Genomic DNA, 16,095 nt, shown 5'->3' with positions numbered 1-16,095 from the left:
GTGAAAAAAATATTTTTTACTCTCATAGCATGTATTAGCATTGCTTTTGCAGAAGTTAAAAACATAAACATCAATGCTGATATTTTAAAAAATTACCAAGTAGTTGACATTAGAACACCAAAAGAATGGGATTATACAGGTATAATTAAAAATGCAGCTAAAATCAGCTTTTATAAAGAAGATGGCACCTTAAATGAAAATTTCTTACAAGAAATTAAAAAATTAAAAAGCACAAAGCCTATTGCTTTGGTATGCAAAAGTGGAGCAAGAAGCGCTAAAGCCTCAGCGTTATTAAGTCAAAACGGTATAGAAGTGATAAACCTACAAGGTGGCATGAATGCCCTTTTATCACAAGGCTATCAAACTACAAAGTAAGTCTCAAAAAGACTTACTTTTTCTTTGGTCTAAAAACCGAAATAACCTCTTCGTTATTTTCAATATAAGCCCCACCTATTAAATCAACACAATAAGGTATCGCAGGAAAAACTGGCTCCAAGCACTCTCTTATAGCTTTTGGATTTCCTGGTAAATTTACTATCAGTGTTTTTCCTTTAACCCCTGCACTTTGTCTTGAAAGTATAGCTGTTGGAACATACTCTAAGCTTTTAGCACGCATTAATTCACCAAAACCTGGAAGCATTTTATCGCACACTATCTCAGTTGCCTCTGGTGTCACATCACGCAAAGCAGGACCCGTGCCCCCGGTGGTAAATACCAAATCACATTTTACATCGTCTGCTAAATAGTTTAATTTTTCTATAATAAGTTCATATTCATCTGGAATTAATTCATAAAAAAATTCTTTTTCATTCTTAATATATGAGTTTAAAATTTTTTCTATCTCTATACCGGATTTATCTTCATAAACTCCACTACTTGCCCTATCTGAAAGTACTAAAATTCCTATTTTTACCATTGTTTACTCCATTATAATTTTTTCTATATCTTGTTTTTCTATCTTTTCATTTTCTAAAAGCATATTGGCTAATTTCACTACTTTTTCTTTCATTAACTCCAAAAACTCTTTTACTTCTTGTTTTTGCTCTTGCAATAAACCTTCATTTGCCATTGCAAAACTTTCCATATAACCAAACAACTCTTTAGCTTTTAAAAGATCACTTTGAGCATTAGTATAGCTTTCATTAAAAATAAGTTCCATCGCAACAGATCCTGCTAAAAAAACTTTGATTTTATTTAGCAATTCTGATTTTGACTTAATCGTATTTTCATATTCTTTAAATCTATCTTCAATCAAAGTAATCTTTTCAAATTTCACATCAAAATAAAAAGCACTCAAGGCTTTAGCTGCTTGATATGTAGCTTGAATTTTTCTTTCTTTATCACTTAAAGAAAAAATCTTTTTTTTACCCATTAAAACTTTATTAAGTACTGCAAAAAAATCATTTTCTTCAATCATATCAGATTTTCGCCTTATAGCATTAATCGCTGCTTCATTTACCAAAGTTTCTAAAGCCGCTCCACTAAAACCCACGCTTGCTTTTGCAATTTTTTCTAATTCTACACTTGATTTTTTTGCTTTCATATAATTTTGCAAAATATGCATTCTGTCTTTAAAATCTGGCAAAGATATGAAAATTCTCCTATCAAAGCGTCCTGATCTTAACAAAGCACTATCCATAAGGTCGATTTTATTAGTTGCAGCCATCACTATCACGCCACTATTATCTTCAAAACCATCCATTTGTGTCAAAAGCTGATTTAGAGTATTATCTCTTTCTACATTTGAAAAATCTCCCCTACTTTTACCAACTGCATCAATTTCATCTATAAAAATAATACTAGGTGCTTTTGATTTAGCTTTTAAAAAAAGCTCTCTTACTCTTTTTGCACCCATACCTACATAAATTTCTACAAAACTAGCCCCACTTTGATAAAAAAACGGTACCCCTGCTTCACCGGCTACTGCTTTAGCGATTAGAGTTTTGCCCACACCAGGAGGCCCTACCAACAAAACGCCTTTTGGCATTTTTACACCAAAATCTTTATATTTTTGAGGATTTTTTAAAAAATCAACAATTTCCAAAAGCTCTACTTTGGCTTCATCCACTCCGGCTACATCTTTAAATTTCACTTCGCTAACTACATCTTGTATAGTGGTATTTTGTTCAGTTTTTTCTAAAATATTTTTTTCCAAAGAAAGTAAATTTTGTCTGTCTTTATTTCTCTTATTTAAAAACAATACATAACTTACTAAAAAAACAAGTAAAATAACAATTAAAACTATTTCACTGGTATTATAATCTTTAGCATGCTCAATAGGAGTTTTTTGCCACAAAGTATTTAAGTCTACAAGTTCTTTGGCGATTAAAAAATTCCCTTCTTTGGTTTTTAATAGTACTTCGTTATTTTCTATGATGACATTTTCAATTAAATTTTGCCCCAAAAGCTCCTCATAAGCTGCCTTGCTAATGTAATCAGGTTGATTTTTTATCAACGCAACCACCACAAAAACACAAAGTAATAAAAACGAAGCTAAGATAATTTTTTTATTTTTCATCCCCTAACCTTGTATAATTACAATCTTCTTTACATTCGTAATTTTCAACACTTACCCACTGTTTAGCAATATCTTCTTTGCTTACAATTTTGATTTTATTAAAAAACTGATCATAACCTTCATAAAATTCATCTTTCTTGCTTTCGACTAAAACCTCTAAGCTATTTTTTTGCTGTTTTCTAAACTCATAATTATTTTTTGCAACAATATCTTTTAAAGTATTGAGTCTTTCTTTAGCTATATCGCCATTAATTCTCTCATTCATTGAAGCAGAATGCGTTCCATCACGCGGTGAAAAAACAAAAGCATGAATATGTGTCAATTTAAATTCTTTAAAATTTTTCAAGGCTTCTTGCCATATCAACTCACTTTCGCCAGGGTGTCCTACAATAAAGTCTGTTCCTAAAGCAAAGCCTTTTTGACTTAATTCATTAAACAATGCTAAATCATTGTGTGTGTGTGATCTTCTTCGCATAATGCGTAGCATTTTTTCGTGAGTGTGTTGCAAAGCAATATGCAAATGCTTCTCAAGCCACGGTTCATCTAAAATTTCTTTAAAACTCGCATCAATTTGTGCAGGCTCTAAACTCCCAAGTCTTACTCTTTTTATGCCGTTGATTTTTCCTATATCTTGTAGTAGTTTCCCAAGTGTTGTTTTGTCTTTTAAACCATAACTTCCTATATTAGTACCTGTTAAAACTACTTCACTGTATCCATTTTGCGCTAAAAGCTTGATTTGTTTTACGATTTCCTCACTTGGTACGCTTCTTGACTTTCCCCTAACACTTGGGATAATACAATAACTACAAGCAAAATCGCAACCTTCTTGAATTTTCACAAATGCCTTAGTATGATTTTCATAATTACTTACAATTTTTGTATCAATAAATTGTAAATTACCAAGCTCATAAAAGGCCTTATCCTGTGAAATCAACTCATTAATTTTATTTTTATTGGAAGCTCCTAAAACTCCAAAAATTTCTTTTTTGTCGAAAAAATCTTTCCCTTTACTTACCGCACCACATCCAGTAAGTATAACTTTAACTCCATTTTTTCTTACACCATTAATATAACTTCTAAGCCCACTATCAGCACCATTAGTAACTGTACAAGAATTTACCACTATCACATCCGCTTCTTGCTCATTTTGTGTGATTTCATGATCTTTGATATAGGTTTTTAATAACTGCGTATCATAGATATTTGTCCTACAACCAAAAGTTTTAAAATATACTTTTTTTTTCAAATATTTTCCTTATTTTCTATAAATTCATGTTTTGCCATGTATAAATTTTGCGATGGATAAGCTATTTTAATATCATCATGTTTGTTAAATTCATTGATAATTTCTTTACTTATATTACTCCTTAAAACTAAAGCCGCATAAGAATTAGTCATATACCATGCAGAAATTCTCATACCATAACCTTCTAAAAATGTAAAAAATCTAGGTTCAACTTTAGGGTTTCGAATGCTATATTCATTTCTAAGCTTGCTCATAGATTCTTTTGCAATTTTGGTATAACCTTTAGAAGCTTTTACTACAATTTCTTCTATAATCTCTAAAGCTTTTTGATGATTTGAATCAAATGTTAAAGTGATATCTAGTCCATCCCATATGGTTTTCATTCCATGGTGAGTGTAATTGGATATTAAATTAGTAAAAATGAAATTATTTGGGATAAAAATAATCCTTCCACTTCTTCGGTTATCAGTATATGTAAGCAAAGAGATATCTTCATATAATGTAATCCTTAAAAAAGATATATCAATGATATCGCCAATATAATGCGTATTGTTTTGAAAAACTCTCACCCTATCGCCTACTCTAAAACTTCCACCAAAGACTATCACACACCAACCAAGCATAGACATAAACATATCCTTCATCGCAATAGCCAAACCAGCAGAAGCAAAACCAAGCACAGTGACTAAATAACTAATGTTTTCTATATAACCAAAAAGCAAAATCAAAATAATCAAATTAATATTAATAAAATTGATAATTTTATTTGCTGTGTAGAAACGATCATTATCGCCAATGTATTTTCTTGCTATAAATTTAAGTAAAAAAGCTATAGCAACCACAATCACGATAGCTAAGACAATATTAAAAGCTCTCACACCTTGAATTTTAATTGAAGCAGTTGTTTTTTCGATTTCTTCTTGAATTTTCTTTTCATATACTGAGTAAGAAATTTCACCAAAACGCAAAGTCTGCGAAAAATCTCTAACCATTTGATTTGAAATTCTTAAATACTCGTTATTTTCTTTATTAGGCTCTAGTTTTGCCACCTCTGCAACCAAAACATTTTCCTTGATAAGATCATCTAAGGTTTGCTTAAAGCTGTTTAAAAGATTAATATACTCTTCTTTATCACGTTTAAGTTTTTTAATATGCGAATACGCCGAAATAATCGCCAATGGATTGGTGATTTTATCCATTTTTTCAATCTCTTCGGGAGCTAGTATCATCTTTGAAAAATTAGTGCTTTTATACTCACTTAAAAGCTCTAGTCTTTCTTTTAAAGTTAAAATTTGTCTTTCAATAATGCTTTTATTGCGTTCATTTGCTTTAAAACTTTCCTTTTCTAAAGCCAAAATTTCTGCTTGTGTTTTTTTATAAATATTAAAATTATTATATTTAATCACCCAGGTATTATAAGCAAGATTATTGTGTATTTCATTTAATTTTTGCTTTAAATGATCCAAATCTTCTTGTGCCAAAAGCAACACAAAGGGTAAAAATAAAATCAAAATAATTTTTTTCATGCAAAAACCTTTAAAGTTTCTAAAACATCTTCTTTAGATATATCATTTTTAATACAAGCTTTTCCAAGACCATCAAGCAAGATAAAGTTAATTTTTTTAAAATGTGTTTTTTTATCCATAAAAAAAGCATTATAAAACTCATCAACATCAAGCACTAAATAATCAACAGGCAAATTAAACTCAAGCAACAGCTTTTTAATCCTTTCGCATTCTTGTAAATCTAACAAGCCCAAACGAAGCGCTAAAATATTTGCCATATGCATTCCCATAGCAACAGCTTCTCCGTGTAGATACTTTTTATAACCTGTTTGGTTTTCAATTACATGTGCAAAAGTGTGACCATAATTTAAAAGCATTCTTAGCCCACTTTCTTTCTCATCTTGCGAAACTACATTGGCTTTTAATTCGATGCTTTTTTGAATAATCTGAGCTAAAATATCATCTTCTAAGCTTCCGTTTAAAAATCTTTTTTTATCTAAATTTTCTAAAAAATCTAACATCTTATCATCAAATACCGCCGCCATTTTAATAAATTCAGCCATACCCGCAGCTAGTTCTCTTGAAGGTAAAGTTTTTAAAAATTCACTTTCGCAATAAACCGCTTTTGGTTGATAAAAACTTCCTATAAGATTTTTTCCAAAGAGATTATTCACACCTGTTTTACCACCCACACTCGCATCTACACATGCTAGTAAAGTTGTAGGGATATTGATAAATTCTATCCCTCTTTGATAAATACTTGCTACAAAACCACCCATATCAGAAACTACACCGCCACCAAAACTTATCAATATGCTTTTTCTATCTAGTTGATAATGGCACATTTGATCTATAATATACTCGATAGTTTGTAAGTTTTTGTACTCTTCTCCATCTTGAATTTTAATTACAAAAAGCTCTTTAGCTTGAATTTTCTCTAAAAGTACATCAAGGTGAAGTTTTGCCACTAAATCATTGGTTAAAACCACTACTTTAGTATCAAATTTTAGCTGCTTAAGCTCATTAATATATACATTATAACTTATCTTTTCACCTAAATTTACTCTAACTTGCATGCTATTCTCACAATGATGGTATAAATAATTGATAATTTTTATTCATCTTATAATATATCGTATTTAAATCTGTTTTTAAAATTTTATTAAAATTATTTCCTAAAATTTTTTCATTAAACGGTACAAAATGCAATACATTCTGCTTGTAGGAAAATTTATTAATAGGGTTGTGTTCTTTTTCTTCCACTAAAAGCAATTTTTCATCATGTAGCTTTGAAAGACTTTCAAAATACTGATGATATTCAAAAATTTCTGCTTTGTTTAATTTTAACGCATAATAATATAAAGAAAGTCCAAGTTGAATTTGCTTATTAAAATCAAGCATAATCGAAACAATCCCTTCCACATCTTCAAAATTAGAACTCAAAACCACTGAAGATTTAAGATCTGCAAAATCTCCTTTTCCTGCTTTTAACACAGGAATTTTTAAACCAAAAAGAAAGCTTTTTTCTTTCTCAAAGAGATAATCTTCTATCACAAGTAAACCTATGTTGGTATTTTCTACAAATGTTTTAATATTTTTAATATTAGTATTTTCATGATCAAATATCACTTCAATACTATTTTTATGTAAAGCTTTAAGCTTATAATACATAGGAGTTAAAGTAGGATTGATGATTTTAAAATAAAGTTTTTTACTATTAATTCTAGTATGCAAAAGCAAACTAGTAAAAATAAGCTTCTCTATGGCAAATTCGCTCATTTTTTTCATATCAATAAAACAAAGTATATTATCACCAAATGGAGATGGAAAACGCCCAAGACTTGTTTTAACATTTGTAAAAACACTTTGCAAAACCTTAGGATCGCCTACGATTAAAATGCTATCATTTGGCATCAAAATCAACCCCGGTCTTGCTAGTATAAATTCGTTATTTCTATACACCATTACAATTTTAAAGCGTTTTTGACTAATCGAACTAATATGTCTATAAGCAAAACTTGACCCTGCAGGAATTCTCACCTCCATAATCTCACCTTGTCCAAGTCCTATAAACTGCGCCATGGAAGGCATGTTATCTAAACAACCTGCAAGTCTTATGCTTAAAGTATCATAAACATTAATCACTTCGCAAAAATTATCATCAATTTGTGTATTCCACAAATCCATAATCACAATATTTAATCTTGGTTGTAGTTTTCTTAAATTTTTATAACAAGCCAACATATCTGCTTCTTCTTGCATACAAATAATAGCTTGATGAAAATCTTCTTTGAATAAATTCTCCAACTTAATTAAACTCGTAGGATCAAACTTAAAAAAAGATATTTGTTCATTTTCTAAGTCTAAATCTACTGTTTCATCATTATAATACACAACACACAAATTCTCTTTAAAGGTCTTATTGCTATGAATTTTTCTTAAAAAATCTTTCGCAAAAAGTCCATCAGCTAACAATAAAATCTTATTCATATAACCCTCTAATTTTTAAAATATAATTATAGCAAATTTAAAAAGCTCATAAAAATTTATATTAAAATGTTTTTACTACAAAAAAATACTAATATTCTTTTAACAAATTTTATTGTAGAATCATTAAAGTTTAATTTAGCAATTTTCAAAAAAACTAAGGAATATTTACATGAAAAATTACAACATTTTATCAAAGCGTAAATCGGCTCTAGTTTTAAGTATGGTATTGGTAAATAATATTTATGCAATTGATCTTTGCTTTGCAAACGGCATTATTGATATTAATCAAAAATGCACCTCTACCATAAAACCCAACGATCATCAAAAAATCATCATCGGGATCAATGGAAGCATAGAGGTTGATAAACGCAACAGTGATGCTATTACCATTGACAAAAAAACTGGTGTTAGTATAGAAAATAACTCTAAAATACTCTCAAGTAACAAAAATGGTATCAGTATCAACAACAATTCTAATGTTGCAAATATCAACAACAAACACAATGGTTTCATCAATGGAAGAGAAGATGGTATAGAAATTTCTAATGGTTCAACAGTAAACAACATCAACAACAATGGCACCATTAAAGGCGATAAAGAAGTGGCCATTGATATCACCCATAATTCAAAAGTTGACACCATTAATAATCATGGATTAATTCATGGTGGTAAATACGGTATAGATGTTACTAACAATTCTAGCGTAGGTTCTATTTATAACCATGGCAATATAAAAGGCAAACACGCAGGTATAGAAGTACATGATAAAGGCACGATTGATAATATACATAATTATGGCAATATTCAAGCTATCAAAGGAATCAATCTAGACGGAAAAGGTTCTAAAATAGGCACTATCACTAATCATAAAAATTCCAATATTATTGCAAATGATGTAGGCATTGGCATACAAAGAGGTGCTAAGGTTGATAGCATTCATAATCAAGGAAAAATACAAGGTGCGAATGGTATCAAGGTTTCTGATGAGTCTCACCTTGGAAGCTTGGTTAATTCAGGGCAGATTATAGGAACAGGCATATATCAAGGTCCATGGCTTGCTCACTCTGGCATTGAAGTCTCTGGACACTCTGCAAAAATAGATAGCATAATCAATCAAGCAAATGGGATTATAAAAGGAACTAAAGGCGTATACATCCATGGTGGAAGTATTAGTCAAATTAGTAATAATGGAATCATACAAGGAACAACAGAAGCAGGTATAGGCTTATATAGTGATTTTTACTACACTAATTCAAGTATCAATACCATTGATAATACAGGTGAAATTAGCTCTATACGAAACAGTGCTATTGTCGTAAACACTGGCGCTAGCATAGATAATATCCACAACAAAGGAAATATTCACGGTGCTAAAGATGGTATAGAATTAAAGTTTAATAAGGACTCTACAAACAATCTTAAAACTAGTATAAAATCTATCCAAAATGAAAATCTTATCTATGGAAAAAACAACGGGATCAACATTGCAAGCAATGGCAACGGATCTGATCAATTTAATATCGAAAATATCATTAATAGTGGAAATATCATAGGCGAAAATGCCAATGGTATCTATCTTCAAAAAAGTAAAGATGAAAGCAAACCAACAGCGATCAAAGGTATCATGCTTAAGGGTGATTCACTCATCCAAGGTGGTCAAAATGGTATCAATAACGAATCAATCATAGGTGATAAAAACAACAAAACAACTAGCATTGATCTACAAAGTGGTTCTATACAAGGCATAAAGCACTCTGGTATATTAAATAACGGTCAAATATATGGCAACATCTCCTTAGGTGCTAATGCATCTATCCTAGGTAAAAAATATGGTATTTTTAACAACAACCTAATTGATGGTAACATCTCCAACCAAGGTGTAATATCAGGAGAGCAATCTGGAATTTATAACAACTCTACTATCAATGGAAGTATTTTCAACTCAAATCAAGAAGCAATGATCTCTGCAATACACAACAACGAAAAAGCCTCCTTAGAATCTATAGAAAATCAAGGCACAATCTATCTAGCATACAATAAAGGAACCATCAAAGGGCATATCAAAAACGATGGTTTTATAGATACGATTCATAATATAGGCTCTATCAAAGAAAACATTCAAAATAATGCAAAAATTACCAATATCATCAATGATGGTATAATCGAAAAAGATATCAATCTAGGTAAAAACTCTCACACGCAAAATATTATCAACAATGGAACTATTAAAGAAGGTATTTCTATACAAGAACAAGGCAAGGTTGATTACTTAGCAAACACAGGATATATCAAAAATATCAAAAGTGAAGGGGACATCCAAGAATTTGTAAATACAGGTACGATTGAAAGTGATTTTAGTATTGATGGAAACATGGTTTCTTTTGCAAATGCAGGAAATATAAACTCTGTTACAAGCAAAGGAAATATTAAAGATTTTACCAACACCGGTACGATTAAAAATGATTTTAGTATTAATGGAGATATGAATACTCTTGTAAATAGTGGAAGTATTAAATCTATCACAAGCAAAGGGGACATCCAAGAATTTGTAAATACAGGTACGATTTTAACAAGCATTAACAATGAGGGCGGAAGTATCAATATTACCAACCATGGTAATATTGAAGGTGGTATTATCAATAACAAAGGCACAGTAAATATCAACAACTTTACCCCGACCCCAACAAATAACCATAAAGGTTTTAATGGAAATTTAGGTAAAACTAACGGTTATCATATCCAAAACAAAGAAGGTGCAACTACCAATATCAAAGGTTGGTTTTTTGATAACACAGAGTATACTACAGACGAAGAAAGAAAAGAAAACTCCATTATCGTTGATGGGGATATTAATGGAATTCATGTAGAAAAAGTTGTTGTCTCCACAACCAAAGTTAATGTGGTGTATAATTCTAACACCTTTGTTGCTAACAAAAATGGTGAAGCCATAGGCGATCAGGTTAACAACGGACAAGGTATTACCATTAATAACCTCGAAGATATTACAGGGCTTTTTGATTTTGTTCGCACTGGAGAAAAAGGACAATACAAAGTCAAGGTAAACAATAATGAAACATCAGGTAAAACCTTAATAAAATCATCTATCTACTCTGCAAGATTAAGAGCGATTAATATCTCAAATATGCTAAAAGATATCAATGGTAAAACATTTGGAACAGATTTTAGCCAAGTAGATAATATGAATAACTCAAAACACAACGAAAGTTATGGTAATAATGCTGATTTGATCAACGAACTTGATCAAACTTTTCTAACACACAAAAACTACGATAGCGAGTATTTTACCTTTGCCATTCCTTATCATAGCTACTCAACCATCAACATAAGCCCAAGTCTAGGTAAAATCAAAAACCACACTAGTGGTATTTTAGCAGGGGTTCAAAAAAAATTATCAAGCGATGATGGTATACTAGGTGTATATCTTGGATATGAGGGCGCAGATAGAGTTCAAAGCAAGCAAAGACTTAGTTTTGATGATACAACTTATTATGGTGGTTTAAGCTATTATAATATTTTTGCTCGAGATGGTATTAAAGAATTTTTTATAAGCGCTGGAACTAAATTTGACTACACTCAAATTGATATCGATAAAAAATACAAACTACTACCCGAATCAGCAAAATCAAACTCTAAATCATTTAGCTATGGTGGTGATATCAAAATAGGTGTTAACCTTTATGATACAGCAAACATTTCAATGCTTTCACCTGAGATTGGTTTAAATTATCAAGGTATGAGTTTTAAAAATTTCTCTATAAGACATATCAACGGATTAAAAGAGCATTATTACGCATCGCAAGTTAATTTTTTAGATACCACAATGGCAGTAAAATGGCAAAAGCCATGGAGTGATAAAGTACGCTCAACCATTTCAGTAGGTGGATTGATCAACCTTTACAATGATGCTGATAGCACTACTATACAACTAGCAGATTACAAAAACGAAGAAGACATTTCCACAGCAAAATGGTTTGCCTACACTCAAGTTGGACTTTCTTATGCAATAGCAAACAATATCGACTTATCACTAAACTATGGTGGCGTTTTCAATACCCGAACAAGATCACATGCTGTTTATTTAAAAGCAGGTTTATGGTGGTAAAATCTTATAGTGCTACAAAGCACTATAAGATCTACTCTTTAAAATTTTAAAAACCAATACCATACTCACAAAACTTACTAGCATCACAAAAATCATATAAACAAACATATATTCTTTATAAATAGCATTGATCAATAAAGGTGTAACAAACCCAAAAAATGCATATGAGATATTATACGCAAAAGAAAGTCCACTTGATCTTACTTCTACATTAAAAATTTGGGTCATAAAAATAGGAGCAAAACTTATAATACCTTGCGCAAAACAAGCCAATAAGTAAAAATATATAAAATCATCATTGTAAAAACTAAATAAAAATCCAAACAATCCCAAGGCAATACTAAAAACTATACAAGTTTTAAAAGCACCAAAAATATCACTTAAAAAACCTTGCACCAAAGCACCAAAAATCACCGCAAGAATGGCAAAATTTTGATAATACAATGCAGTATTTTTACTTATATTTAATAAACCTTCAAAATACTGAGGCAATATCATTAAAGTTGCCACCCCACTTGTCAATACAATAGTTTCAAGCATACAAACTAACATACTCAACTTGTGAGTTTTTATCGCATTTTTAAGTGGGAATTTCAAAAGTGTTTTAGACTGTTTGATTTTTTGAAATTCTGGAGTTTCGCTTAATTTATTTCTTAAAAATAAACTCAAAATTCCAAAAAATCCTCCAATAATAAAAGGAATTCTCCAAGCATAAGCTTCTACCTCTTCTTGAGTAAAAAATTCATACACCATCAAAGTGGCTAAATTTCCAAGCAACAAACCTAAAGTTAAAGTCGCTGAAATAAACCCAAGAGCTAAGCCTATTCTTTTTTTACTTACAAACTCGCTCACAAAAATCCATGCTCCACTTACTTCAGCACCAATGGCTAATCCCTGAGAAATTCGTATCGCAAAAAGACAAAAAGTAGCAAACAAACCTATGCTTTCATATGTTGGCAAAAACGCTAAAATAAAACTAGGTATCACCATCAAAAGCATACTGATGTAAAAAACATTTTTACGACCTTTAGTGTCTGCAAAATGTGCCATTATAACAGCTCCAAAAGGTCTAGCTAAGTATCCTGCTCCAAAAGCAATATAAGTATTCACCAAAGGCCAAAAATCATCATTTTGAGGAAAGAAGATTTTTGCAAAAATATTTGCAAAAAAAACAAAAAGCACGAAGTCATAAAATTCTAAAATACCACCTAAAGATGCATAGATGGTATTTTTAAAAGATTTTTGCATTCTTAAATTTTGCCACCTTCGATCACAACATCATCAGCTTTAACATCATCACCAAAGAAAGGTTTTAAAGTCTCATCATATGCTTTGTGGAAAAATTGTTCACTTTCTAATTTAATAATCAAATCATTAATAAAATTAAGCATTTGCATATCGCCTTTTTTTACAGCAGGAGCTATTACATCATGATTTCCAAGTTCTTTAATCACTACTTCAAAGTTTGGATTTTCTTTTGCCCACGCAAAAAGCAATGCGTTATCATGGCTTAATGCATCACCTCTTTTTCCAATCAAAGCTGCAAAAGTTTCTGTATTTTGATCAAATTTAATGGTTTTAATTTCTGGCATATTTTTTGTAAAATACGCATCTGCTGTAGTACCTTTGTTGATGATTAAAGTTTTGTTTTTTAAATCATCTACGGTTTTAATATCTGAATTTTTAGGAGCTACAACTCCAAGTGCTACTTTCATATAAGGTAAAGCAAAATCCACCACCGCTTCTCTTTCTGGGGTTTTAGTGAAATTTGCTAAAATCACATCAACCTTATTAGACTCTAAAAACTCTACTCTATTAGCCGCTTCGACCAAAACAAATTGAACTTTAGACTCATCTCCTAAAAGTTCCTTAGCAATACGCTTTGCAAAATACACATCATAACCTTGATTTTTACCTTGTGCATCTAAGTAACCAAAAGGAGGTTTATCCCCAAATACACCTATGCGGATCACACCTTGTTCTTTGATTTTTTCTATCGTGTTTTCATTAGAATTAGATTTTGAACATGCACTTAATATAAGCGCCATAAAAAACGATAAGAGAAAAATTTTCTTCATATTTTTATCCTTATATTTAAATTTGATTTTTGAAACCTTATATTATTTTTCTAAATATTTTTTTTAAAAAAATAAAATCAACGATGAAAATCAAACAAATTGAGAAATTTCTTCGCACGATCTGTTTTAGGATTTTCAAAAAATTCCTTCGGATCTGAAATTTCGACTATCTTTCCCTCATCCATAAAAACTATCTTATCAGCAACAGCTTTTGCAAAACCCATTTCATGTGTTACTATCAACATAGTCATACCTTCTTTTGCTAAATTTAAGATCACATCTAAGACTTCACGTACAATCTCAGGGTCAAGTGCTGCTGTTACTTCATCAAAAAGCATGATTTCAGGATTCATACAAAGGCTTCTAACGATGGCTATACGTTGTTTTTGTCCACCACTCAACTCTTTAGGATAAGCCTTTAGTTTATGCAAAAGCCCTACTCTTTCAAGCCAATACTTTGCCTCTTCCAACACCTCTTCTTTTTTTCGTTTTTGCACCTTTAAAGGACCCAAGAGTATATTTTGCTCTACATTTAAATGGTCAAAAAGTTCATATGACTGAAATACCATGCCTATTTTTTGGCGAATTTGCGTCCACTTTTTATAGTTTTTATCAATCTTTTCATTATCTACAAAAATAGCTCCATCTGCCATTTCTTCTAAACCATTAATACATCTTAAAAGTGTGGATTTTCCACAACCACTTGGGCCAAGTATCACTACTACTTCTTTTTGTTTTACTTCTAAGTTAATATCTTTTAAAACATGATGATCTTCATAATATTTTTGCAAATTTTGTATTTTTAAAAAACTCATATTAACTCCATTTTTTCTCTAAATACTTCGAATAAACCGACAAAGGGTAACATAATATAAAATAAATCAATAAAATCAAACCATAAATCACAAAAGCTGCATAAGAATTTTGAAATAAATTTAATTCTATTACTTGTTGACCAACCTTAATAAGCTCTATACCACCGATTAAATAAATCACTGAAGTACTTTTAATAATTCTTGTAAAAAGATTAATACTCATTGGCAACAATCTTCTTAGTGACAAAGGTATAACAATAAAAAGATAAACTTCAAATTTATTAAAACCCAATGAAAGTCCTGATTCATACTGATGTTTTGGTATACTTGCTAATGATGATCTCACTAAGTCCATCATCTCAAACACACCCCAAATACTAAAAACAATAATACTCGAACCCACCGCACTCAAATGCCAACCAAACCATTTAGCTAAACCAAAATGTACGATAAAAAGCCAAACAATCAAAGGCATAATACGTACAAACTCAAGCATAAAGCGACAAAATGCATAAAGAAATTTATTTTTTAAATGCATTAAAATTCCAAAAAATAAACCACCTAACAAAGAGATCAAAACACTTACAATAGAAAGCTCAAGCGTAACCCTTAAACCCTGTGCTAATCTAAAAAAGGTATCTTGGTTTAAAATTTCAAACATAACTCAACCTTTTTTCTATGCGGTTTAACACTAACGATATAGGCAAAATCAAAATCAAATAACAAAGCACTAAAGCAAACAAAGCCTCATTACTTTTATAATAAAGCCCTATAAGATCCTTAGCCACATACACCAAATCTGCTAAAGCGATAATACTTACAACCGATGTTTCTTTCAGTAAAAAAATGATATTTGCACTAATGCTTGGCATGGCTACCCCTAAAGCTTGTGGCATGATCACATAGCGAAAATTTTGCCATTGGCTTAAACCCAAAGAAAGTCCTGATTCATACTGTTGTTTTTTTACTGCTTCCATACCCGCTCTTAAACTTTCAGCCATATAAGAACCACCCAAAAAGCTAAGTCCTATAACAGCACACGCAAAAGAACTAAGTTGAATTCCCAATTCAGGCAAGGCATAATATAAAAAGAAAAGTTGGATCAATAAAGGCGTATTTCTTGAAAACTCGATATAAAATTTACAAATATAATTTAAAAAAGAAAATTTAAAATAATTCACTCCCACGCAAAACAAACCCACCAAAAATGAGAAAAACACCCCATAAATAGCAAGTTTTAAAGTTAGCCAAGAAGCTTGTATAAACATAGGGCTAAACTTGATTAAAAAATCAAAATCCATAAAACCTTCCATATTTTAA

At 30.7% G+C, this 16,095-nt stretch carries 13 protein-coding genes; 2 read left to right on the top strand and 11 right to left on the bottom strand.

Features of this window, described 5'->3' with window-relative positions; genetic code table 11:
* Positions 1-375: a rhodanese-like domain-containing protein gene (locus A0083_RS03820; protein ID WP_197554383.1), complete on the top strand. Its 375-nt coding sequence runs from the start codon at positions 1-3 to the stop codon at positions 373-375.
* A 13-nt stretch (positions 376-388) separates the two neighbouring features.
* On the opposite strand, the gene mog is transcribed toward A0083_RS03820, so the two are convergent.
* Genes mog through A0083_RS03790 form a run of 6 tightly spaced genes read right to left on the bottom strand, consistent with a single transcriptional unit; the run spans position 389 to position 7,759 of the window.
* Positions 389-916: a molybdopterin adenylyltransferase gene (gene mog, locus A0083_RS03815; protein ID WP_197554380.1), complete on the bottom strand. Its 528-nt coding sequence runs from the start codon at positions 914-916 to the stop codon at positions 389-391.
* 3 nt (positions 917-919) lie between these two features.
* A complete protein-coding gene (locus tag A0083_RS03810) occupies positions 920-2,518 on the bottom strand; it encodes an AAA family ATPase (RefSeq protein ID WP_197554377.1) in 1,599 nt (532 codons plus the stop codon).
* Entirely contained in the window at positions 2,508-3,764 is a 1,257-nt protein-coding gene (gene mtaB / locus A0083_RS03805) for a tRNA (N(6)-L-threonylcarbamoyladenosine(37)-C(2))-methylthiotransferase MtaB (RefSeq protein ID WP_197554374.1), read from the bottom strand. Before mtaB ends, A0083_RS03810 begins: the two co-directional genes overlap by 11 nt.
* Positions 3,761-5,290, bottom strand: coding sequence for a mechanosensitive ion channel domain-containing protein (locus A0083_RS03800; RefSeq protein WP_120758944.1), 1,530 nt, complete (start codon positions 5,288-5,290; stop codon positions 3,761-3,763). The genes mtaB and A0083_RS03800 overlap by 4 nt, the downstream gene beginning before the upstream one ends.
* The gene (aroB, locus tag A0083_RS03795; RefSeq protein WP_197554371.1) at positions 5,287-6,345 is read right to left on the bottom strand and encodes a 3-dehydroquinate synthase; all 1,059 of its coding nucleotides are present in this window, start codon (positions 6,343-6,345) and stop codon (positions 5,287-5,289) included. The genes A0083_RS03800 and aroB overlap by 4 nt, the downstream gene beginning before the upstream one ends.
* A gap of 7 nt (positions 6,346-6,352) precedes the next feature.
* Entirely contained in the window at positions 6,353-7,759 is a 1,407-nt protein-coding gene (locus A0083_RS03790) for a COG3400 family protein (RefSeq protein ID WP_197554368.1), read from the bottom strand.
* Positions 7,760-7,928: 169 nt separating this feature from the next.
* Here A0083_RS03790 and A0083_RS03785 point away from each other — a divergent pair, with 169 nt between their 5' ends.
* Positions 7,929-11,882: a hypothetical protein gene (locus A0083_RS03785; RefSeq protein ID WP_197554365.1), complete on the top strand. Its 3,954-nt coding sequence runs from the start codon at positions 7,929-7,931 to the stop codon at positions 11,880-11,882.
* 12 nt (positions 11,883-11,894) lie between these two features.
* Here the strand turns inward: A0083_RS03785 and A0083_RS03780 are convergent, their stop codons facing one another.
* From A0083_RS03780 to A0083_RS03760, 5 genes are all read right to left on the bottom strand, one after another.
* Positions 11,895-13,130, bottom strand: coding sequence for an MFS transporter (locus A0083_RS03780; RefSeq protein ID WP_197554362.1), 1,236 nt, complete (start codon positions 13,128-13,130; stop codon positions 11,895-11,897).
* Between the two features lie 2 nt (positions 13,131-13,132).
* On the bottom strand, positions 13,133-13,960 hold the full coding sequence (locus A0083_RS03775; RefSeq protein ID WP_197554359.1) for a cysteine ABC transporter substrate-binding protein: 828 nt from the start codon (positions 13,958-13,960) through the stop codon (positions 13,133-13,135).
* 77 nt (positions 13,961-14,037) lie between these two features.
* Positions 14,038-14,775, bottom strand: a complete 738-nt coding sequence (locus tag A0083_RS03770) for an amino acid ABC transporter ATP-binding protein (RefSeq protein ID WP_120758935.1) — start codon at positions 14,773-14,775, stop codon at positions 14,038-14,040.
* A gap of 1 nt (position 14,776) precedes the next feature.
* Positions 14,777-15,436, bottom strand: coding sequence for an amino acid ABC transporter permease (locus A0083_RS03765; RefSeq protein WP_197554356.1), 660 nt, complete (start codon positions 15,434-15,436; stop codon positions 14,777-14,779).
* A complete protein-coding gene (locus A0083_RS03760; RefSeq protein WP_197554353.1) occupies positions 15,429-16,076 on the bottom strand; it encodes an amino acid ABC transporter permease in 648 nt (215 codons plus the stop codon). The genes A0083_RS03765 and A0083_RS03760 overlap by 8 nt, the downstream gene beginning before the upstream one ends.
* Positions 16,077-16,095: the final 19 nt, after the last annotated feature.

Origin of the sequence: Campylobacter sp. 2014D-0216, assembly GCF_014931215.1 — a bacterium.
In the GTDB taxonomy this organism is placed as follows: Bacteria; Campylobacterota; Campylobacteria; order Campylobacterales; family Campylobacteraceae; genus Campylobacter_D.
This window is presented reverse-complemented; position numbering and strand designations above follow the sequence as displayed.

Coding starts and splice junctions, on each gene's coding strand:
- mog (WP_197554380.1), bottom strand. CDS start 916: ATGGTAAAAATAGGAATTTTAGTACTTTCAGATAGGGCAAGTAGTGGA.
- A0083_RS03810 (WP_197554377.1), bottom strand. CDS start 2,518: ATGAAAAATAAAAAAATTATCTTAGCTTCGTTTTTATTACTTTGTGTT.
- A0083_RS03800 (WP_120758944.1), bottom strand. CDS start 5,290: ATGAAAAAAATTATTTTGATTTTATTTTTACCCTTTGTGTTGCTTTTG.
- aroB (WP_197554371.1), bottom strand. CDS start 6,345: ATGCAAGTTAGAGTAAATTTAGGTGAAAAGATAAGTTATAATGTATAT.
- A0083_RS03790 (WP_197554368.1), bottom strand. CDS start 7,759: ATGAATAAGATTTTATTGTTAGCTGATGGACTTTTTGCGAAAGATTTT.
- A0083_RS03785 (WP_197554365.1), top strand. CDS start 7,929: ATGAAAAATTACAACATTTTATCAAAGCGTAAATCGGCTCTAGTTTTA.
- A0083_RS03780 (WP_197554362.1), bottom strand. CDS start 13,130: ATGCAAAAATCTTTTAAAAATACCATCTATGCATCTTTAGGTGGTATT.
- A0083_RS03775 (WP_197554359.1), bottom strand. CDS start 13,960: ATGAAGAAAATTTTTCTCTTATCGTTTTTTATGGCGCTTATATTAAGT.
- A0083_RS03770 (WP_120758935.1), bottom strand. CDS start 14,775: ATGAGTTTTTTAAAAATACAAAATTTGCAAAAATATTATGAAGATCAT.
- A0083_RS03765 (WP_197554356.1), bottom strand. CDS start 15,436: ATGTTTGAAATTTTAAACCAAGATACCTTTTTTAGATTAGCACAGGGT.
- A0083_RS03760 (WP_197554353.1), bottom strand. CDS start 16,076: ATGGATTTTGATTTTTTAATCAAGTTTAGCCCTATGTTTATACAAGCT.